Annotated in this window: 18 protein-coding genes and 2 tRNA genes; 11 read left to right on the top strand and 9 right to left on the bottom strand. The window is 39.0% G+C overall.

Translation table 11 applies throughout. From position 1 onward, the window contains the following. The first annotated feature begins 1 nt into the window (after position 1). Entirely contained in the window at positions 2–1,810 is a 1,809-nt protein-coding gene (locus VB694_RS23220) for an EAL domain-containing protein (protein ID WP_323362708.1), read from the top strand. A gap of 165 nt (positions 1,811–1,975) precedes the next feature. On the opposite strand, the gene VB694_RS23215 is transcribed toward VB694_RS23220, so the two are convergent. The 3 genes from VB694_RS23215 to psbA form a co-directional block, all read right to left on the bottom strand. Next, positions 1,976–4,000, bottom strand: coding sequence for a cation:proton antiporter (locus tag VB694_RS23215; protein WP_323362707.1), 2,025 nt, complete (start codon positions 3,998–4,000; stop codon positions 1,976–1,978). A 102-nt stretch (positions 4,001–4,102) separates the two neighbouring features. Further along, positions 4,103–4,825: an SIR2 family NAD-dependent protein deacylase gene (locus tag VB694_RS23210; protein WP_323362706.1), complete on the bottom strand. Its 723-nt coding sequence runs from the start codon at positions 4,823–4,825 to the stop codon at positions 4,103–4,105. Positions 4,826–5,136: 311 nt separating this feature from the next. Further along, positions 5,137–6,219, bottom strand: a complete 1,083-nt coding sequence (psbA, locus tag VB694_RS23205) for a photosystem II q(b) protein (RefSeq protein ID WP_323362705.1) — start codon at positions 6,217–6,219, stop codon at positions 5,137–5,139. 410 nt (positions 6,220–6,629) lie between these two features. Here psbA and petC point away from each other — a divergent pair, with 410 nt between their 5' ends. The 3 genes from petC (at position 6,630) to VB694_RS23190 (ending at position 8,634) form a co-directional block, all read left to right on the top strand. Continuing rightward, positions 6,630–7,163, top strand: coding sequence for a cytochrome b6-f complex iron-sulfur subunit (petC, locus tag VB694_RS23200; protein WP_323362704.1), 534 nt, complete (start codon positions 6,630–6,632; stop codon positions 7,161–7,163). Positions 7,164–7,396: 233 nt separating this feature from the next. Beyond that, positions 7,397–7,876 (top strand): rhodanese-like domain-containing protein, encoded by a 480-nt coding sequence (locus VB694_RS23195; RefSeq protein WP_323362703.1) that lies wholly within the window; start codon positions 7,397–7,399, stop codon positions 7,874–7,876. Positions 7,877–8,160: 284 nt separating this feature from the next. Next, entirely contained in the window at positions 8,161–8,634 is a 474-nt protein-coding gene (locus tag VB694_RS23190) for a TspO/MBR family protein (protein ID WP_323362702.1), read from the top strand. A gap of 137 nt (positions 8,635–8,771) precedes the next feature. On the opposite strand, the gene murA is transcribed toward VB694_RS23190, so the two are convergent. Then, positions 8,772–10,127, bottom strand: coding sequence for a UDP-N-acetylglucosamine 1-carboxyvinyltransferase (gene murA / locus VB694_RS23185; RefSeq protein ID WP_323362701.1), 1,356 nt, complete (start codon positions 10,125–10,127; stop codon positions 8,772–8,774). A gap of 232 nt (positions 10,128–10,359) precedes the next feature. Here murA and VB694_RS23180 point away from each other — a divergent pair. Further along, positions 10,360–10,441 (top strand) — tRNA-Leu (locus VB694_RS23180). A 51-nt stretch (positions 10,442–10,492) separates the two neighbouring features. Beyond that, a complete protein-coding gene (locus VB694_RS23175) occupies positions 10,493–11,275 on the top strand; it encodes an RNA methyltransferase (RefSeq protein ID WP_323362700.1) in 783 nt (260 codons plus the stop codon). A 16-nt stretch (positions 11,276–11,291) separates the two neighbouring features. Here VB694_RS23175 and VB694_RS23170 read toward each other — a convergent pair whose 3' ends face one another. Then, the gene (locus tag VB694_RS23170) at positions 11,292–11,531 is read right to left on the bottom strand and encodes a hypothetical protein (protein ID WP_323362699.1); all 240 of its coding nucleotides are present in this window, start codon (positions 11,529–11,531) and stop codon (positions 11,292–11,294) included. A gap of 220 nt (positions 11,532–11,751) precedes the next feature. On the opposite strand from VB694_RS23170, the gene VB694_RS23165 reads away from it, so the two are divergent. After that, positions 11,752–12,315, top strand: coding sequence for a thermonuclease family protein (locus VB694_RS23165; RefSeq protein ID WP_323362698.1), 564 nt, complete (start codon positions 11,752–11,754; stop codon positions 12,313–12,315). A gap of 306 nt (positions 12,316–12,621) precedes the next feature. Continuing rightward, positions 12,622–13,956: a DEAD/DEAH box helicase gene (locus tag VB694_RS23160; protein ID WP_323362697.1), complete on the top strand. Its 1,335-nt coding sequence runs from the start codon at positions 12,622–12,624 to the stop codon at positions 13,954–13,956. A 6-nt stretch (positions 13,957–13,962) separates the two neighbouring features. Here VB694_RS23160 and VB694_RS23155 read toward each other — a convergent pair whose 3' ends face one another. Further along, positions 13,963–14,931 (bottom strand): ROK family protein, encoded by a 969-nt coding sequence (locus VB694_RS23155; RefSeq protein WP_323362717.1) that lies wholly within the window; start codon positions 14,929–14,931, stop codon positions 13,963–13,965. 893 nt (positions 14,932–15,824) lie between these two features. Between VB694_RS23155 and VB694_RS23150 the strand changes: the two genes are divergently transcribed. Beyond that, positions 15,825–16,817, top strand: coding sequence for a sucrase ferredoxin (locus VB694_RS23150; RefSeq protein WP_323362696.1), 993 nt, complete (start codon positions 15,825–15,827; stop codon positions 16,815–16,817). 90 nt (positions 16,818–16,907) lie between these two features. Next, on the top strand, positions 16,908–18,074 hold the full coding sequence (locus VB694_RS23145) for a pyridoxal phosphate-dependent aminotransferase (protein ID WP_323362695.1): 1,167 nt from the start codon (positions 16,908–16,910) through the stop codon (positions 18,072–18,074). A gap of 109 nt (positions 18,075–18,183) precedes the next feature. Here the strand turns inward: VB694_RS23145 and VB694_RS23140 are convergent. After that, a tRNA-Ser gene (locus VB694_RS23140) sits at positions 18,184–18,268 on the bottom strand. Positions 18,269–18,344: 76 nt separating this feature from the next. Then, positions 18,345–19,256: a TIGR04168 family protein gene (locus tag VB694_RS23135; protein ID WP_323362694.1), complete on the bottom strand. Its 912-nt coding sequence runs from the start codon at positions 19,254–19,256 to the stop codon at positions 18,345–18,347. Positions 19,257–19,407: 151 nt separating this feature from the next. Here VB694_RS23135 and nadA point away from each other — a divergent pair, with 151 nt between their 5' ends. After that, complete coding sequence (nadA, locus tag VB694_RS23130) at positions 19,408–20,370, top strand: quinolinate synthase NadA (RefSeq protein ID WP_323362693.1); 963 nt, start codon at positions 19,408–19,410, stop codon at positions 20,368–20,370. 80 nt (positions 20,371–20,450) lie between these two features. Here nadA and VB694_RS23125 read toward each other — a convergent pair whose 3' ends face one another. Then, positions 20,451–21,404, bottom strand: coding sequence for a hypothetical protein (locus VB694_RS23125; protein WP_323362692.1), 954 nt, complete (start codon positions 21,402–21,404; stop codon positions 20,451–20,453). Positions 21,405–21,584 lie beyond the last annotated feature (180 nt).

Genomic DNA, 21,584 nt, shown 5'->3' with positions numbered 1-21,584 from the left:
TATGAATTCCTTTCAACTAGAAAACTATAAAGCTAATATTTTGATTGTGGATGATATTGCTGATAATTTACGAGTTTTATCTAATACATTAAATGAACAAGGTTATAAAGTTCGTAGTGTTACTAACGGAACAATGGCATTACGAGTAGCACATTCGGCTCATCCTGACTTGATTTTATTAGATATTAAAATGCCAGATATGGATGGTTATGAAGTTTGTGAACAACTGAAATCTGACCCCCAAACTAAAGATATTCCGGTAATTTTTTTGAGTGCTTTAGATGAAGCTTTAGATAAAGTTAAAGCTTTCGCTGTGGGGGGAGTAGATTATATTACTAAACCATTTCAATTTGAAGAAGTTTTAGCGAGGATTAATAATCAATTACAAATTCAGTTAGCTAAAGCACAAATCAAAAAGCTCAATGAAGAACTAGAACTACGGGTTATTCAACGCACAACTCAATTAGAAAAAGAAATATCCGAACGCCAAAAAGTGCAAGAAAAATTAATGCACATGGCCTTACATGATCCTTTGACAGAATTACCTAATCGTACTTGGTTAATGAATCGATTAGAACAAATTGTCAATGCTTGTCAACAACATCCATCTTATCTTTTTGCTGTCTTGTTTTTAGATTGCGATCGCTTCAAAATCATTAATGATTCATTAGGACATTTAGTGGGTGATCAACTACTAATTTCCTTAGCACGTCGTCTAGAATCTTGCTTACAACCTGGCAATACACTATCTCGGTTTGGGGGAGATGAATTTGTGATCCTACTAGAAAAGATTAATTCCCCTCAAGACGCTATTCATATTGCCCAAACTATACACCAGGAACTTTTACCATCCTTTCATTTAGATGATCATGAAGTTTTTACTAATGTGAGTATAGGTATTGTCATTGGCAATAGTAATTATAATAATTGTTTCCATTTATTACGCGATGCTGATATAGCATTATATCAAGCTAAAACTAATGCCAGAGGAAGTTATCAATTATTTAATCCACAAATGTATACAGATGCTAACAAAAGATTAAAGTTAGAAACTGATTTGAGACTAGCAATTGAAAAAGAAGAATTCGTAATTTATTATCAGCCCATTATTAACCTACAAACTGGTAATATAACAGGTTTTGAATCATTAATTAGATGGCAGCATCCTCAACAGGGATTAATTACACCAAATGAATTTATCCCCATAGCTGAAGAAACAGGATTAATTTTACAACTTGATTTGTGGGTATTTAAAAAAGCCTGTCAGCAAATTAATTCTTGGCAAGAAAAATTTAATTATCCTTTTACACTAAATATTAATTTGTCACCAAAACATTTTTCCCATACTCAGTTAATCACAAAAATAGAGAACATTTTAAAAAAGACACAGCTAAGAAATGATTGTTTGAAAATAGAAATAACTGAAAATGCTATTATTGAACATGATCTATATGCCAAGGGTATTTTAGAATCATTAAAAAGCCGCGAAATTCAAGTTTGTATTGATGACTTTGGTACAGGTTATTCTTCTTTAAGTTATTTATATCGTTTTCCTGTAGATGTCTTAAAAATTGACCGTTCTTTTATTAGTCAAATTCAAGAAAATGGTGATAACATGGAATTAGTACAAGCAATTATTACCTTAGCGGAACAATTAAAAATCGAAGTGGTGGCAGAAGGTATAGAAACTGCTTATCAACTGCAATTTTTACGAGATTTAAATTGTGATTTTGGACAGGGTTATTTTTTTGCAAAACCTTTAGAAAGTAGATTAGTTGAAGATTTACTTTCTCAGCATCAGCAGTGGTAAAAGAATTGATACCATTTCTTTGTAAGGTATATAAATATTAGAATTTGTCTAAATCAGGATAACTAGGATTAAAGGATGTCCAGGATATGGTTCAGATGTGAATTTTTTGGACATCCTGATATGGCTTGCGCTACGCTATCAGACAAAAAACCTTTTGACCATCACCTAAGATTGTGGGAAATAAGCAATCATCATAGCAACTTTGGGGTGATTATGAGCGATCGCTTCAGGAACATGACCAAGTAGTGAAAATATCTGGCCTTTTTGTGCGACAGACCCATTTAACAACAATAAATCATTAGGTTTGAGTAACCGCGATACTTCTTTAACAAAACTACCCCGCACTTTTTGTACAGGTATATCTGTTGATATTATCCCATCCGTTAAATCAATATCTACTCCTCTGCTGGGGACAACTTGTAAAAGTTGTAAAGAGGCTTTCAATTCTGTTGCTAAAGTTTGAGCTAATTTAATACTTTGTGCAAAGTTACTAGCTTTGGTTTGTTGAGTGGTGAAAGCCAAAAATACTCTAGATGTATGTTCAATAGGTAAGGGAAAGCGAGTTACTAAAACAGGTACAAAACTACGTTGGACAATTTTATCAATCACACCACCAAATAAGTTTTCTTGGTAAGTAGAGTAACCTTTCCAACCACAGACTATCACACTAGCTTGTCTTTCTTGTGCTACTCTAGCAATTCCTTTATCAATTGATTCATCAATTCTCCCAATAGTTGTAACTTTGGTGACTGCTGCATGGGCGATCATTTCTGCGTTAGAAAGTAATTGATTTTGTCTAGCTTTATCTGCAGGGGAAATTGGTTCGCCTGCTTCAATTAAAATGTGTAGAGGTAATAAAGTGCCAGTTGCAGATTTTGCCAATATCATTGCTAACTGTAACAGGTTATCTTCTGTATTGGGGTTAGCAACAGGAACTAAAACGCGATCGCCTAATTTTCCCCCTGCACTTTTTTGAGTAGTAGTCTCTTCTGGTTTGAGTTTCTGTCCCCACTTTGCTGTCACCCAAGGAGAAGCAATGCAGGTAACTAAAATCATAGCAATTGTTCCATTTACTGTTAATTGATCTACCAATTTAATATTATAAGCAACAGTAATTGCTGCCAAAGTAGAAGCAGCTTGTGCCACCGATAAACCAAACATCACCATAATTTGATTAGGGTTAAAAGCAAATAATTTACCCGCACCCCAAGCAGGTAAATATTTAGCGATAATAGCAACTGTCACCATCACACCAGATACTATTAATGATTTTGGTTCTTGAATTAGAATTCTAGGATTAACCAACATTCCTACAGAAATCAGAAAAAATGGCACAAATAGAGTATTACCAATAAATTGAATCCGATTCATTAAAGGGCTAAGATGGGGGATTAATTGGGTGATAGCAACTCCCGCTAAAAAAGCGCCAATAATCGGTTCAATTTGAACTATATCTGCCCCATAAGAAACTACAAACAGAGTAGCGAGAACAAAAGTAAATTCTGCCCCTTCATCATGGCCAAATTTTCTAAAAAACCACTTTCCCAAACGAGGAACACCCCAAAGAGTCAGGAAAGTGTAAATTATCAGTGAAGGAATTAAAAATAACCAAAACTGCAAAGTTAAATTACCTTGATGCGCCCTCACTACAACAGCTAAAACTAACAGGGCTAAAATATTAGTGATTAATGTACCACCAAGAGTAGTAGTTAAAACTTGCGATCGCATTATTCCCAATTTACTCACCACCGGTAAAGCCAGCAATGTATGGGAAGCGAAACAAGAAGCAACCAAAATAGCAGGTAAAAAACCATATCCTATCGCTAACATTGCCCCCGTACCTAAGATCATCGGCACAGAAAATGTCAGTAAACCAAATATTACGGCCTTATCCGCGTTGTATTTCATGTCATCTAGGCTGGTTTCCAAACCTGCCATAAACATGAGAAACAATAAACCCACAGTTCCCAAGAGGACAATAGTGCTATCCCTAGCTAATAATCCCAAACCATGCGGACCAACTATCACCCCAGCGAGAATTAACCCCACAATCCCCGGTAGCCGGATTTTTTCAAATAATAGGGGTGCAATTAGCATTATCCCCAAAATTGTCAAAAATACGGGTACAGGTTCTTTAAGGGGACCAGAAACCATAGCAGGGAAGATAATATGAATTGCATCCATGTTCATAGATATTTTATCAGGTAGTACGTTGGCACTCCACTAAAATATCTAGTAATTTCTTAAAACACAAATGCCTTTGGTAACTATTTTTAGATAGATTTTCGGAAATTAAGCAAGTTCTTCCTTTAAAGACTCTATTAACGCTGGTAAATATTTTGTAGCCTTACCCTCAAGCACAGTAAACCCATCCAATAGCTCATAATTAGGATCAGGATCTATAAAATATTTTGTAGGTACATCTTGAAAAAACTTTAATAAATTTGCAGCAGGATAAACTTGTGCAGAAGTTCCCACCACAATAAACACATCTACCTGATTTTGAATTTTATATAAATCATCAACTCGCATATCTACCGCTTCCCCAAACCAAACCACATCAGGACGTAAATGTTTACCACATTTTGGACATAAATCACCCCATTCTACAGGTTTATTTATTGGTGATTTATAATTACATTGCCATTCTGAATACATGGGGGGAATATCAAAATGCCATTCACATTTTTGATAATCTATTCTCCCATGAATATGCCAAACATCTTTTACACCTGCTTTTTCTAATAAAGTATCAATATTTTGGGTAATGCAAACCACATCAAAATGATTGGCTAATTCCGCAATGGCAAAATGTGCAGCATTTGGTTGACATTTTTGCATTTTTTCAAACCCTTGGGCGTAAAAATCTAAGACCAATTTTTGATTTTGCATCCAACCCAAAGGTGTAGCCACATCTTCTATTTTATAACCTTCCCACAGTCCTCCATCACCTCTAAAGGTGGGAATGCCGCTTTCAGCCGAAAGTCCAGCACCACTAAATACAACTATCATCATTTTTAAACCCTTTGATAAATTTCTCGTTCCTTAGCAAGAATTCAGGTAAGGCGATAAGATCCCCGACTTCTTTTATTTATTGTGTCCATAAATGATAAATTGATCTGGTGAAGTCGGGGATCTGGAGTCTCTAACTCCAGTAATTAACCAATCATTATTACTGAAATCACCGGTAAACGTAAAGCTCAGTCACTTTAGTTGGCTACTGCTCTTTTACGTTATTAAGTAACCACTAAAAAGCAACCCGATTTTTTACCTGGGTTGCTTAGACTGTTGTTATTGAATTGAAAACGAAGTGAAATCAGAATCGATTAACCGTGAATAGCAGGAGCAACTAAAGCTACAGGTTGCATATCCCCAGTAGCTAAATCTAAGGGGAAGTTATGAACGTTGCGTTCGTGCATTGTTTCAATTCCCAAATTAGCGCGGTTTAAAACATCAGCCCAAGTATTAACTACAGCACCTTGAGAATCAAGAATGGAATGGTGAAAGTTCAAACCATTGAGGTTAAAGGCAAAAGAGGATACACCCAAAGCAGCACACCAAATACCAATTACTGGCCAAGCACCTAATAGGAAGTGTAAAGCACGACTATTGTTAAAAGATGCGTATTGGAAAATCAATCTGCCGAAATAACCGTGAGCCGCAACAATATTATAGGTTTCTTCTTCTTGTCCGAATTTGTAACCTTGGTTTTGGGATTCATTTTCGGTGGTTTCTCGCACTAATGAGGAAGTGACTAAAGAACCGTGCATAGCAGAGAATAAAGCACCACCAAAGACACCAATTACTCCTAACATATGGAATGGGTGCATGAGAACGTTATGTTCTGCTTGCAGTACAAACATGAAGTTAAAAGTACCACTAATCCCTAAAGGTAAACCGTCAGAAAAAGAACCTTGACCTATGGAGTATACTAATATTACCGCAGTGGCAGCAGAAACAGGTGCGCTGTAGGCGATCGCAATCCAAGGACGCATCCCTAAGCGGTAAGATAATTCCCACTGGCGACCTAAGTAACAGAAAATACCTATCAAGAAGTGGAAAATAATTAATTGGTAGGGACCACCATTATATAACCACTCATCTAAAGTAGCGGCTTCCCAAATGGGATAAAAGTGTAAACCAATAGCATTGGAAGTAGGAACAACCGCAGCAGTAATAATGTTATTCCCGTAGAGTAAAGAACCGCTCACAGGTTCACGAATACCATCTATATCTACGGGTGGTGCAGCAATAAAGGCAATGATGAAACAAATGGTTGCTGTTAAAAGTGTAGGAATCATCAGTACACCAAACCAACCAATGTACATCCGGTTGTTGGTACTGGTAATCCAATTGCAAAATTTATCCCAAAGATTGTTACTTTGGCTTTGTTGCAGAGAAATAGTCATAATTTTTAATTCCGAGGTTAATCGTTGTTCAAGGCAAGTTAACCTTATGTTTTTATCTAACTTTATAGTTATATAGCTTGTCAAGCAAACTCTTATTCAATTTTTAAATTATTTTTCTACCCAGGGTAATAAACAGGGTGTAATCTATACTGGGCTTGACTTTCACTTTAATAACTGTAGAAAAGACGAGAATTCATTTTAGCGAGCTAATGGGGGTTTTGAGCAGAGCTTTTGTCTGAAATGCTTGCCCTGCAAAGAATTTACCGCATTTGTCATCTTTGAGAAATGTTGATACACTATATGAATAAATTATCAAATAGTAATATAATAGAAGTGTAAATAATCTTTACTGAATCAAAACATTAACCAAGGCACTCAACACTTATACCGAAACTAGGAGGTGTAAATTCATGTCAGAGAGTCTTCCGTTAGAAAGCCCCTCAATGTCGAGGCGACAATTATTAAACTTTCTCACAGGTGCAGTTGTCGCCACCACAGCCAGCAGCTTACTATATCCTGCGGCTAAATTTTTTATTGCCCCTACAGAAGCAAGTGAAGATGGTTCTATCTTCGCTAAGGATATTCATGGAAATCTCATTCCTGCGACACAGATTTTGGCTGAACCGGTGGGAACTCGTGCTTTAGTGGCAGGTTTAGCCGCAGAACCTACCTATCTAACAATGCAGTCAGATGGCACTTTGCATCCTTGGGGAATTGTCGATAACTGCACCCATTTAGGTTGTACCTTTCCTTGGAATGCCAATGACAATCAATTTCAATGTCCCTGTCACGGTTCTCGTTATGATCCTGATGGGAGAGTAGTACGCGGTCCTGCACCTCTTCCACTCAAGCTGGTTAGTGTGAAAGTTGAAGATGATTATATCCGCATTTCTCCCTGGACAGAAATTGATCCCCGAACTGGTGAAAAACCCTGGTGGGTTTAGTAGTTTGATTTGATAGAGAGTTAAATTTGCGGTTTTGCTCTCTTTTCTCCGCTAATTGAGAATTTTTTACAGCAGTTCACGTATCCCACATTCTTGTTGTTCTTACTTTGCGCCTTTGCGCCTTTGCGTGAGATAAAAAAAGCAGGTTTTACAAAAGTATTTAATATTAGTGGTGGGATGATGGAGTGGCGAAAATTGGGGCTGGAAACTTGTACTCAAAAGGATTAACTTTCATGAAAATTAGACGTTTTTTAACTGCAATTATATCAAGTTTGTGCATATTTATTTATGGCTTTCTTGATGTTAGCTATGAAGCAATAGCTTTAGCACCAACACAGAAAATTGCTATAGTTTCTCCTGCTAATACTGACCTAAAAATAACGGTGGATAGTTATCTCAAATCCATTCCTGGAGACTATTACACTGTGGGAAAAGTGGCACAATTGAAACAGATGCTAAAAGAAGAAGATGTTTTTTTGGTGGATGTAAGAGAACCTTTTGAATATGCCACAGGTCATATCGGTGATGCAATTAATATTCCCCTACGAACATTGATGCAAAACCTCAACAAGATTCCCAAAAAACAGCCTGTAGTAGTTTATTGTTCTTCTGGTTATCGTTCGGCAATGGCAGTTATGTCATTACATTTATTGGGTTATGACAATGTACGGGGTTTTCCACTTAGTATGAATGGTTGGAATGCAGCAAGTTAAGAGAAGGCAGAAAGCAAGAGTTACGGAATATCGTTTGCCGTCAGGCATACCACAGAGGACGCAGAGAACACAGAATGCGATCGCACCTCAGTTTCATGTTCTGTGTGCATAATAATTACTGCTAGTTACTTAGCATATTTTCCATTTATCAAGCCTAGTTCTATCGACTAACCTGATACACCCATCTCAAGACGTAATTTGTAATTGGGTGATTTTTCCCAGTCATCATTCCTTATCCAAGCTGTATAATTTGCAATGAAAGTCAGCACCAAGGATAGGAAACGATGATTAAATCTTGGATGGTAATCGGGGGTGTGGCTTTCTTAGTAGCCCTTGCAAGTAACTGGATTACACCGAGCGATCGCCAGTGGTTTAGGCGCTTACAAAGACCTAGATGGTTGATTTTTGAACCCGCAATTCCTCTCATCTGGACAGTAATATTTATTTGTGGTGCTTGGTCAGCTTATATGATCTGGGAACAAAATCCACGAACTAGCATCACCTGGTTAATGATGGGTTTATACCTATTGTTAGAGATATTTACCATTGCTTATACACCTGTGATGTTTCGGCTTCGCAGTCTCACAGTCGGTACAATTATTGGTGCTACAGGTTTTATGATCTGTCTTTTAGTTACCTTCGCAGTTTTATCTGTTTCTGTTTGGGCTGCATTATTACTAGTCCCCTATTTACTGTGGAGTCCTATCGGTACTTATACTACCTGGAATATGATTCACCTTAACCCCCAAGATGCTTGATTTAAAGCTATTTCTATCTACTTAGCGGCAATATATTGTAATTTTTCAAAGTAAATTAATGGCGAAAGTTACCAAGTTGATTTGTCATCAACAGGTAAAAACCGCCATTAAACAACTAAACACAAAATCCCCTAACCTTAGATAGATACGGAAGGTGATGAATTGTTGTTAATTGTATGTAAGTCTACATCGGCTGATGCGTCGTTAACACGGATAATTTTCGCTCCTAGTTGCTGTAATTTTATATCCAGTCGGTCATAACCGCGATCTAAATGGTTTAATCCTTGAATAGTGGTTTGCCCTTCTGCTGCTAATCCAGCTATCACTAAAGCTGCGGATGCCCGTAAGTCCGTACCTATAACTGGTGCGCCTGATAACATTGGCACACCACGTACAAAGGCAGTATTGCCTTTAACGCGAATATCTGCCCCCAAGCGGTTTAACTCAGAAGCATGACGCAGACGATTTTCAAAAACAGATTCGTTAATGATACTGTCACCCTCCGCCAAAGTTAGCAATGACATAAATGGCGCTTGCATATCTGTGGGAAAACCCGGATGGGGTAAAGTATCAATATCTGTAGCTCGGAGTTTTTCTGCTGGCAAAACCCGCAGACAGTCTGAACCTTCTTCAATGATAGGTACGCCAATATCTCGCAACTTGGCAATAACGGGAATTAAATGATCCGGTGCTACTGGGGACAGCAACAGTTCTGAACGAGTAATAGCTCCAGCTAAGAGAAAAGTTCCTGTTTCAATGCGATCAGGAATAATTGAATAGTCGGTAGAATGTAATTTTTCTACACCAACTATAGTAATGGTACTTGTTCCAGCACCTTGAATTTTTGCTCCCATTGAATTACAGAAGTTAGCTAAATCTACTACTTCTGGTTCTCTGGCTGCATTTTCCAGAATTGTTTCCCCATCAGCTAGGGTCGCTGCCATCATCAAGGTTTCCGTTGCCCCGACGCTGGGAGTATCTAAGTAAATTTTCGCTCCCTTCAATCTACCATTGCTGCCATTTTTACCAGGAACGTAGGCATTACAAATCCCATGCTCAATTTGCACTTCTGCGCCCATTGCTTGCAGTCCCCTGACGTGCAAATCAACTGGTCTAGCACCAATGGCACAACCCCCCGGTAATGGCATTTGTGCTACTCCCAGTCTGGCTAATATTGGACCAATAGCAAAAAAACTGGCTCGCAGTTGGGTAACTAGTTCATAGGGCGCTTTTGATGTGCTGATTTCTCTAGCATTGACATCTAAAAGATCATCTTGTCTGGTTAACTGTAAACCTAAAGCTGATAAAACCTGTCCCATCCGCCTTACATCCGCTAATAAAGGGACGTTGCGGATGCGACAATCTCCTGAACAAAGCAAAGCTCCAGCCATGATTACCAATGCTGAATTTTTTGCTCCGCTAATTCTTACATGACCTTGCAAAGAATGTCCACCACAGATTTGCAAGACTGAGGAGTCTGCTTCGGTGGACAACTTGCCATCTGGTAAGCTGCTAGAAGAATTAATAAGCCTACCTCCAAAAAATAAGTAATAATAAAGGTTTGAAGTTGGTTTTGATTCTACATTAAAGAGTTGGTTTGTCTACATTTTGTTTGGCTATTAGATTTCAGTTGTAACCTCTTCCCTGTTCCCTATGAAGAATTATATTGACAATATCAAATATTTGAGTAATAATAGGAAATTGGTGATAAGGTCATAAATGCCAGCGGAACTGGCGGAATTGGCAGACGCGCTAGATTCAGGTTCTAGTGCCGCAAGGCTTCCGGGTTCAAGTCCCGGGTTCCGCATATTAATTTTATTCTGGTTTTAGATAAGTCTAAAATTTAAAATATAAAATTGTGTTGACCAGTTTACAAAATTCCCTAGTTAAGCAAATCCGTAAGCTGCACTCTGCCAAAGAGAGGCATAAACAGCAGTTATTTTTACTGGAAGGGACGCACTTGTTAGCAGAAGCTTGTGCGACTGATTATCCTTTAGATACGGTATGTTGTACACCTCAATGGCAAGCCGCACATTCTCAACTATGGGAACTGGTGTGCAGTCGTTGTCATCGTACAGAAATAGTGAGTGAAGAAGTTTTAGCAGCCATAGCAACGACTGTACAACCAGATGGTGTGGTGGCGACTGCAAAACGAGATGAACAGGAAAACCAAATTGCTTTGACTGGGTTGGTTTTAGCTGTAGAAACTCTGCAAGATCCTGGTAATTTGGGAACTATCATTAGGACGGCTGCTGCTGCGGGTGCTTCTGGTTTATGGTTGAGTGATGATAGTGTGGATTTAGATCATCCCAAGGTTCTGCGTGCTTCTGCTGGGCAGTGGTTTCGCCTAAATAAAGCGGTAAGTGAGGATTTAAAAGCCACAGTCCAACAATGTCAAGAGGCAGGAATGCAGGTGATAGCTACCTTACCAACTGCTAGTGTAACTTATTGGCAAGTAGATTGGCGCAAACCTAGTCTGATTTTACTGGGTAATGAAGGTGCTGGTTTGTCGGATGATTTAGCCGCGATCGCAGATACCCAAGTCAAAATTCCCCTTAGTCCTGGTGTAGAATCTTTGAATGTGGCAATCACAGCTGCTTTAATGTTATATGAAGCCCAGCGACAAATGATTTATGGATGATTAATTCTTAATTGTGCTATTTTTTGTCTTTCTGTGCCAAATATTGTTCGATGTCCGCAACAGCATCCTCTAAAGCAGCAAGATCGATTTTTTCTGTGATTTCACTGTTTTTTTCGTTAGCACTGTTATCAGTATCAACTTTGGCGATCGCTTGCTGATCAGTGGAGTTTGATTGTAAGATATCTTGCAACTGCATCAGGGATTGTTGAAACTCTTGAGCAGCAGCACAACGCTGATGGTGGTGAATAGGTTTCATAATCTTGATATGAGAGTGATTATTTAGTGGTTTAACTGGGGATTACAGTTACTAATCCCGTAGATTTGAGCGATATAAAATTATTATCCTAGCTATCTGCTCACCACTATTTAATTTAGTATCAATTTTACACATTAACAGCTTGAATTGCCAAATCAGTAATATTGCGAAGAAGTTAACAGATTGACAACTGAATAACTGAATGATTGGGTGCTGGAAAATGAATCAATTAATTAAAAAAGTTGTGATTGGGTTGGGTGTAGTTATCATAGTTGTTAGTTTGATGGGATGTAATTACTTATTAGCCCCGACTGGTGATATTGTGGAACGGGTAAGTGATGGTGATACACTAGCCCTAAAAGACGCAAATGGTAAGAAGTTCACAGTGCGTTTTGCTTGTGTGGATGCACCCGAATTACCTCACTCCCATAGGGAAAACGGTAGCAGACGGGTTCGGGATATGAATCAATTTAGTTGGGGTGTGAAAGCACAAACACGAGTAGAGGAACTGATTAAACAGTCAGGAAATCGGGTTAAGTTAGATATTATAGAAAGCGATCGCTATGGTAGAAAAATTGCAGAAGTGCGGTTAAAAAATGGGACTTTTGTGCAACAAGTTTTATTACAGGAAGGTTTAGCTAAAGTCTATCGTCCTTACTTAAGTAAATGTCCCAGTAAAGATATAGTTCAACAAGCCCAAACACAAGCACAACAGCAAAAAATGGGGGTTTGGAATGATGGTAAATTTGTTAATCCTTGGGAATTTAGGAAACTGAGTAAGTGAGTCCCAAAAAATAAAAATTGAAGGTTTGACAATGCCATGCCTCCAATAATAATCTATATTTCAAGTTAAGAAGATATTTGCTTCCGTAATAACCGATTGTGACAGTTAAGGATGCGGAATGTGGGTATAACGTTTTGATTGATCTGACAAATTTCCTGTAAATCAATGGTCAAACTCTGTTAAAATTCAGTGCTGCGGCAATTGCTCTGAGTCTTGGTACATTTGCCCATGCAGTCCTTCAAACCCACATTCCGCCTAAGACTGACGCTGTAATGAGCGACAGGCCGATGTTATTTACGGAGTTCTATGTCTTTTTCTAATCTCGGCTTGTCCACTGAAATTATTCGCGCAGTTACAGAGCTAGGTTATACCAAACCCACACCAATTCAAACACAAGCAATTCCAGCAGTATTATCGGGTGGCGATTTACTAGCTGGCGCTCAAACCGGTACGGGAAAAACCGCGAGTTTTGCTTTGCCACTTCTGCATCAGTTGTCAGCAAACAACAATGTTAAAAGTAATTCTACTGGCTGGGTGCCAATTCGGGCGTTGATTCTCACCCCTACACGGGAACTGGCTGCCCAGATACAGGAAAACGTGCATGATTATGGCAAATATCTGAAGCTGAAATCAATGGTGATCTTCGGTGGGGTGAGTATCAATCCGCAAAAACGGCAGTTGAAAAGTGGTGTAGATATTCTGGTTGCTACTCCCGGAAGACTTCTAGACCATTTGGAACAGGGAACGGTGAACCTATCACGGGTGGAAGTTTTGGTGCTGGATGAAGCTGATCGGATGCTGGATATGGGCTTTATTCGTGATATCCGGCGGATTCTCTCAATTTTGCCTAAGCAGCGGCAAAATTTGTTATTCTTTGCTACCTTTTCTGATAAAATCAAGGAACTAGCCGCAGGGTTGTTGAATCACCCGACGATGATTGAGGTAGCACGCCGCAACGTTACCGCAGATACAATAGCACAAAGAGCTTACCAGGTAGACCGTGACAAGAAGCGTCACTTACTTACTCACTTAATTAAACAAGATGATTGGTATCAAGTTTTAGTGTTTACTCGGACTAAATATGGTGCTGACCGTCTGGTGAAGCAGTTGAATGATGACCGCATTCAAGCTTTGGCAATTCACGGAAATAAAAGCCAGGGGGCGCGTACCCACGCTTTAGCAAAGTTTAAGGATGGTAAGTTACAGGTACTTGTAGCCACGGATATTGCTGCTAGGGGTCTGGATATCAGTGAATTACCCCATGTTGTCAATTTCGATTTGCCCAATGTACCAGAAGATTATGTGCATCGAATTGGCCGCACAGGCCGCGCTGGTGCAAAAGGTGAAGCTGTTTCTCTGGTGTGTGTTGATGAAAAACATTTGTTGGTAGATATCGAAAAACTGATTCAGCAGAAGTTGTCATTGGAAGTGGTTGCAGGTTTTGGCGTTAACCCCGATATTAAGCCGGAACCAATTCAAAATGGCCGCAGACAAAAGCCTCAACCTGAACTTGATCGGGAGACTGTTGGTACTACTGTTAAACGGAAAACAGCACCACGGAGATCGGGTAAACGTAAGACAGCAAAAAAACCTAGTGATAGTTCCTCTGCTTCACATTATGGGAAAAAACGCGATCGCTAAAGATAATTAGCGCACAATATTCAAACCCAAGGCCACAGCCCCCCACAATGGCGCATCATCCCCCAACACAGCCCGCACTACTTCAAAATTCACTTCTGGTAATGCGGTTTCCTGTGCCACTTTGCGTACTGTTGTCCAAAAATTATCTCCGGCTTTGGTGACTCCTCCACCTAAAATGAAGCGTTGGGGGTTCATCAAGTTAGCCACATTGCCAATACCTACACCCAACGCCCAAGCCGCTTTGTATAATACTGCTTTCGCTAATTCATCACCATTTGCTGCGGCTACACTCACTATTTGTCCGGTGATTAAGTTTAAATCATTACCTACTAAATACCTCAGTATTTCTCCTTTTGTACCTTCCTCAGAATTAGGCGGTTGTTTTTCCAATAATTCTCTGGCATTTTCGGCGATGTAAGGACCAGAGGCTAAACGTTCTACACATCCGCGTTTTCCACACAGACATACTGGACCTGTGGGATCTACAACTATATGTCCAATTTCTCCAGCCATCCCACCAGCACCCTGCCAAGGTTTACCGTTAAGTATCCAACCACCGCCTACACCTGTACTAATAGTAATGTAAAATAAGCTGTCATATCCCTGACCAGCACCAAATCTATGTTCACCAATTGCAGCGACATTAGCATCATTGTCTATACTGACAGGAGCATGATATTCTTCTTCTAGTAGTTGTTTAAGAGGAATATTTTCCCAGCCAGGAACGTGATGGGAAAGTCTGACAAGTCCGGTAGCTGCGTCTACTGGTCCACCAAAACTAACACCAATGGCATCAGGTTTGCGTCTATCTAATACAAAATCAATGAGCGATCGCATAATTTCTACATCACTCAAAGCATCCGCATTTGCAGGTGAAAGACGATTTTCATAGCGTGACCAATCCCTATCACCAGCTTCCACTGTCGCTGCTGCTAGTTTAGTTCCGCCAAAATCAAGAGCTAATATTAATGTCATAATCGGTAATTGGTAATTTGTAATTGGTGACAGAAAACCAGTCTGATTCATCACCGATTATCCATAACCAATTATTATTATCTCGTCAATAAAATTTTGTAGTCGTGCATGATGTCACCCTTTCTCATAAATTTGACTACATTAATTTGACTACATTGATGGCATTTATTGTAAAAACCGAAATCAGCAACAGCTATAGTTAGTAATTAAAGTTTTTCTACTAAATGCTGTATTTTGTAGTATAACCAAAAGACTATTTATTAGATTGGAAACCCTAATGATTATTGTGTTCAATTATGATTAGACTGATATAATGCAGGTTAAATGAACATTATTCACAAAAATCAGAAGTTTTATCAACTACTTGCTTTTTTCATGAAATTCTGTTACCCTTGATACAGAAAATCACAATTTAAGTATAGTGAAGTATCTTCGTGATTGATGAATACAGATGAAAATTCCTATCCCTTCTAATCTATGGCTTTGCGTGATTGTCGTGATCAACAAGGATGGGGTGTTAATCAGTTAAATTTCTTGACTATCCTCTTTGCCATAGTTTGATAAGTTATATTTTTTTGAGAGGTTATTGAGAATTATTTGCATTATCCTGATATGAATCTATACAATCCCACTCTCTGAAACTATGCCTTTAGATATACAGACGTAAGTTAGTAATGAAGATATTAATCATTGAGATTGCAGGAAAATTTTACAAATGGATGCTGAGTTTTGTAAAGAGAGGATTTATTAACCGGAAAGAATTTAAAAAACCAGAAACTTATAAAATGGCATCTACCGTTAATTGTTAAATTAATTAACATCAACGTAGCTAGAAACACAATTTTCCCTTTGCATTATCTTTGTCTATAAAAACGATTCTTGAGTAAATTGATATGAATAAGTTTTTCTGCTCTGACTATTCCCGACAAATAGGAGAAGAAATTATTGGTAGTGCGACAAATTACCAAACTTATGTTTTAGTAGAATGTCCTACACCTTGGATGTCAGCAGCATTTAATTCCAAATGGGTTCCAGATAACTTGCGAGTTTTAGTTGAAGAAGTACAGCGTCGTAAATTACCGATTCAGTTTTTGTTAATTGCTAATGATCAATCACATAAAGTAGAACAAACAACTTTGTTGATTTATCAAAAACAAACAGGGTTAACTAATGGCTATGGTAAGCAAGAATTTAAGTTACCAAATATTGAACAAGTAGCAGGAGTTGTGCGGAAGTGTTTATCAGGTGAAAATCCTGATTGTCAAGGAGAAAACAGCATAACTAGAGATATTTTAGTTTGTACACATGGTAGCCATGATCAATGTTGTGCAAGATATGGAAATCCTTTTTATTTTTATGCTCAAAATACTATTGCTGATTTGCAATTGCATCATGTGCGAATTTGGAGATCAAGCCATTTTGGCGGACATCGGTTTGCACCGACAGCCATAGATTTACCGGAAGCCAGATATTATGGGGTGCTGGATCAAGATTCTTTCAAATCAATTTTAACTCGTACTGGTGATATTCAATTTTTAAATAAAGTCTATCGTGGTTGGGGAATTTTGCCATCGGCATTACAGATTTTAGAAAGGGAAATAATTCTCCGTCAAGGTTGGGATTGGTTTAATTATAAAGTAGCCGGGAAAATTTTAGAGCAAAGTTTAGATAATAATACAATGTTAGCAGAGCTAACTTTTGAACAACCCTCTGGTTCTCTTTACACATACCAGGCTAAACTGGTAAAAGATGCAGTCAAAACTCAAGTGTTAAAAAGTTCTTGTCATGCTACACAAGAGTCTATAGTTATTAAATATGCTGTAGCTAATCTGGCGCTGGTTGATAAAAAATTGGCTATTTATGCGGTGCAGATGTTTAACAACTAACCCAAGCAGGAATTTAGAAAAGGCAAATATTGATGAGAATTCTGAGATATCCTGAGATAATAGGATAAAAGATTCGCCCAAAGAAGTAGAATGAAGCTGGCAGCAAGAGTAAGTCAGGTGACACCCTCCATAACCTTAGCGATCGCAGCTAAAGCTAAGGCCATGAAAACAGAGGGTATAGATGTTTGTAGTTTTAGTGCGGGAGAACCAGATTTTGACACTCCAGCCCATATCAAAGCCGCAGCCGCGAAGGCTTTGGATGAAGGAAAAACCAAGTATGGACCAGCCGCTGGTGAACCAAAGTTAAGGGATGCGATCGCCCACAAGCTGAAAACCGATAATGGTCTTGATTATCAAGCTGAGAATGTTCTGGTAACAAATGGCGGTAAGCATTCTCTCTATAATTTAATTGTGGCACTGATTGACCCCGGTGATGAGGTCATTATCCCTGCACCTTATTGGCTAAGTTATCCCGAAATGGTGACTTTGGTAGGTGGTAACTCAGTGATTGTACAAACTGATGCTTCTACTGGTTATAAAATTACCCCAGAACAGCTAAAAAAAGCCATTACCCCAAAAACTAAGTTATTTATCCTCAACTCTCCTTCTAACCCTACGGGGATGGTTTACACACCAGAGGAAATTAAAGCCTTAGCTAAGATAATTGTTGATGCAGATATCTTGGTTGTGTCCGATGAGATTTATGAAAAAATTCTCTACGATGGTGCAGAACATCTCAGCATCGGTTCTTTAGGTGCGGATATTTTTTCCCGAACCTTGATCAGTAATGGTTTTGCTAAAGGTTACTCAATGACGGGGTGGCGCTTGGGTTATTTAGCAGGTCCTGTGGAAATTATTAAAGCTGCGAGTACCATTCAAGGGCATAGTACATCAAATGTCTGTACTTTTGCTCAATATGGGGCGATCGCCGCTTTGGAAAGTTCCCAAGACTGTGTAGAAGAAATGCGTCAAGCTTTCGCTAAACGTCGTCAGGTAATGTTTGACAGACTTAATGCTATTCCTGGGTTAAGTTGTCCTCAACCAGATGGTGCTTTTTATCTGTTCCCCGATATCAGCAAAACAGGTTTGAAATCTCTGGAATTTTGCAACGCTTTGTTAGAAGCTCATCAAGTTGCTGTCATTCCTGGTGTAGCTTTTGGTGCTGATAAAAACATCCGCCTTTCCTACGCTACGGATATGGCAACTATTGAAAAGGGGATGGATAGATTAGAGAAATTTGTCCGTTCTCGAATTTAGACATCTCCAACAAGAATTGTAGAGACGTTCCACGGAATGTTTCTACAAAGATTCTAGAAAACGCACTGTTGTATCAACCTATTCCGTATGAAAACAGTGACAGCAATAACGGAGAGGGGGAGATTCGAACTCCCGGAAGCTTTCACTTCACCTGATTTCAAGTCAGGCGCATTCGACCACTCTGCCACCTCTCCAAATTATTTGTCAGCATTGTAGAACACAAAAACTGACAAATAAAATCATAACCTATAATTACATAATTGGCACTACTCAAGGGAAAGAATTATAAAAAATTTCCTCCGCAGCCACCCGGAAGTCTTGACCTACCCAAACGAGAGAAGCTTTTGTAACCACACCTCCCTCTAAAGAAACCAGGGAAAAATTCCGTAGCTTGACACCCTTTTCTTCCACAATTCGGGGTACAGTAGCGGCATTTAAGTAAATTGTTCCCTCTGGACTTCTAAACACGGCCTTTCTTTGCAGCTTTTTAGTGTGACGGAGAGTACGGTGCATATGACCAAAGGTGACTAGAGAAACCGTTTTCTTCATATTGAGACTTTGAGAAATCGCTTCCGCTAAATCAGGATCACCAAAATCACCACCGATGGGATGCCAATCTTTACCACAGGGGTCTTCAGGGCGATCGCCTAAACCACTCGGTCCATTATGTCCTAGAAAAATAATATTTTCACAAGTAACACTTTTGACAACTTTAACTATTTTATCTGCGGACTCTTCCAAGGAAGAGACACCATAACGTTCTTGACAGATTTCGGCAAATCTCCACTCTGGACCACCCCAGGTAAAAGGACGACCACCCACCACAGTTAAATTCCAATCTGGAAAATCCAACTTACCATAACCGACTTGGGCAGATCCTAATAAATCCAATTGTTCCTGTACCCAGTTTTCCTTGGTGCGGTCATAAGGACATTTTTTGCGTCCCCATTCAGTGGCCGAGTACCAGGCATCGTGATTGCCCATTATCGCTGCTTTGGGAATATCTAGGGATGCGATCGCTCTTACTACTTCCACCGACTCATTACCGAAATCTCCGACAAACAGTACCAAATCAACACCCAAATGCTTGAGTGCCATACCGTCTTCTACTTCCCATTGATCGTGAACATCGCCAATTACAGCAATTTTCACAGGTTTTGATTGAGTTTTCTGACTTGTCATGCCACTTTAAAAAGCCGTATATCTCCAGGATATGAAACTCCACCGGATTTGGGCATAAATTGCCCACAGCAACCGTCTACTATTTTTGGTAAAAACTACTATAATTGAATCCACAAGGTAATATAATTTTACAAAAAAGCAGTTCTTAATTGTGTTTACAACTACACTTGCTCGACCACAGGGTACACTAACACTAGATTTATTTGCCGCTATTGAGGATTTGAAAACTGAACTCAACGCGGTAATATTAGCTCATTACTATCAAGATCCAGATATTCAAGATATTGCCGATTTTATTGGTGATTCTTTACAATTAGCAAGAGCAGCAGCCAAAACCAAGGCAGATGTAATAGTGTTTGCTGGTGTCCACTTCATGGCAGAAACAGCCAAAATCCTCAATCCTGATAAATTGGTCTTGTTACCAGATTTAAATGCAGGTTGTTCTTTAGCTAATAGTTGTCCACCAGATCAGTTTGCCGCTTTTAAAGCCGCACATCCAGATCATTTAGTAATTTCTTACATTAATTGCTCTGCCGAAATCAAGGCCATGAGCGATATTATCTGCACCAGTTCCAACGCTGTGAAAATTGTCCAGCAAATACCCAAAGAAAAACCGATTATTTTTGCTCCAGATCGGAACTTGGGACGGTATGTGATGGAACAAACAGGGAGAGAGATGCTGTTATGGCAAGGCAGCTGTATTGTTCATGAGACTTTCTCTGAAAGAAAAATTGTTGACTTAAAAACTACACATCCACAAGCAGAAGTGATCGCGCACCCAGAATGCGAAACCAGCGTTTTGCGCCACGCCAGCTATATTGGCTCTACAGCAGCTTTACTTAATTATTGTCAAACAAGCCCCAGTCAGGAATTTATCGTGGCTACAGAGCCGGGAATCATTCATCAGATGCAAAAATTAGCATCAGGTAAACACTTTATTCCTGCACCGCCTCAGAATAACTGTAATTGTAACGAATGTCCATTTATGCGGTTAAATACTTTGGAAAAGCTGTACTTAGCTATGAAAAACCGCAGCCCTGAAATTATTATGTCAGAGGATATTCGTCTTTCTGCACTGCGACCAATGCAACGAATGCTAAAAATGAGCGTTTAATTATAGGAATCAGCAATCATTAGGGGTTTAGCAATGCTAAACCCGCATGATACTTGATTTGCCTGTAACACACTTTACAACTAAGAACCCATCTTGTCCGCTTCTTTCTGGGCTGCTTTACTATATTCTCTGTATAACTTAGTGCGAATTTGTGCTTCTTGATAGCGTCTATGACTAGGCAGAACTTGATTCATTAAATCAGAAGCCCTTTGCCATGTAGCAGCTAATTCTAGCCACTGAGTTGAAGTTGTAGCTGTTTTACCAGCAGCAGAGGCTTGATTAGCAAGTCTTACAGCATCTGCAAATGTGTCCTCAGATGTTGTAAGACTTGCTGGGTCATCAAAACTTTTTTTATCCCCAGGTATTGATACTTCTGATTTAACCTTGTTTGTAGTCTGAACAGACGATGAGATATTGAGAGGGATAAGATTTCTTACTCCATTTCCTAATCGGTCATCAAATAGCGCAACCAGTAAAAACAATGTACATAAACTACCCGCCCCTATAATCAGCTTTTGAGTGGAACTTTTGTGTTTATCCTTATTAGTTAGTAACGATTGAGCTTTCGGTAAAATCGGTTTTCCGAATTCAGTATAGGCGGCTGTGAAATCTTGAATTAGTTGTTGGAAAATACTAGGCTGAGATAGGGTAATTTCCTGTGACCAAAGTAACTGATTGTCACTATCACGGTTAATTTCCTCCAGCCACAATAATTGATCTTCTCGAACAATGCGACTGTTAATATTGACTGTGCGGATGTGACGTGGTGCAATAGAATCCAAAATTTCTTGGATTTTATTCACCAAGGTAGATTGCTCAAGTTTATCTACCGTAGCTGCTTCACACAAAAGTTGTAACACACCATCAGCAAAAATCGCTCTAGTTCTAACACCAGAAATAACTAGCCTTTCGTTCAATACCTGAATAATAGCGGCAACACTGCCCTGGTGAGCTTGCCAAGCGATATCATTGATCCGATCTACCATTTGAAATTGAGTTATAGCTCTTGCACCCTGACCTGTTAACTGACTCATTAATTTAGGACTCTATTCTCAAGAACTTCACCTAGTCTAAAATTGTATGAGTAAATAGAATAAGTTGCCAGAGAAAATTATCACCCCACATTAAAAATCGCCATCACGTCTAGACTTAAACAAACAAAAGCCTCCTCTAAATAAACCAATAGAGGAGGCTTTTGTTTTAAAAAATAGACC

Origin of the sequence: Anabaena sp. UHCC 0451, from assembly GCF_034931405.1 — a bacterium.
Taxonomy (GTDB): domain Bacteria; phylum Cyanobacteriota; class Cyanobacteriia; order Cyanobacteriales; family Nostocaceae; genus RDYJ01.
Note: the sequence above shows the minus strand (reverse complement) of the source record. Positions and strands in the feature narration are given on the sequence as shown.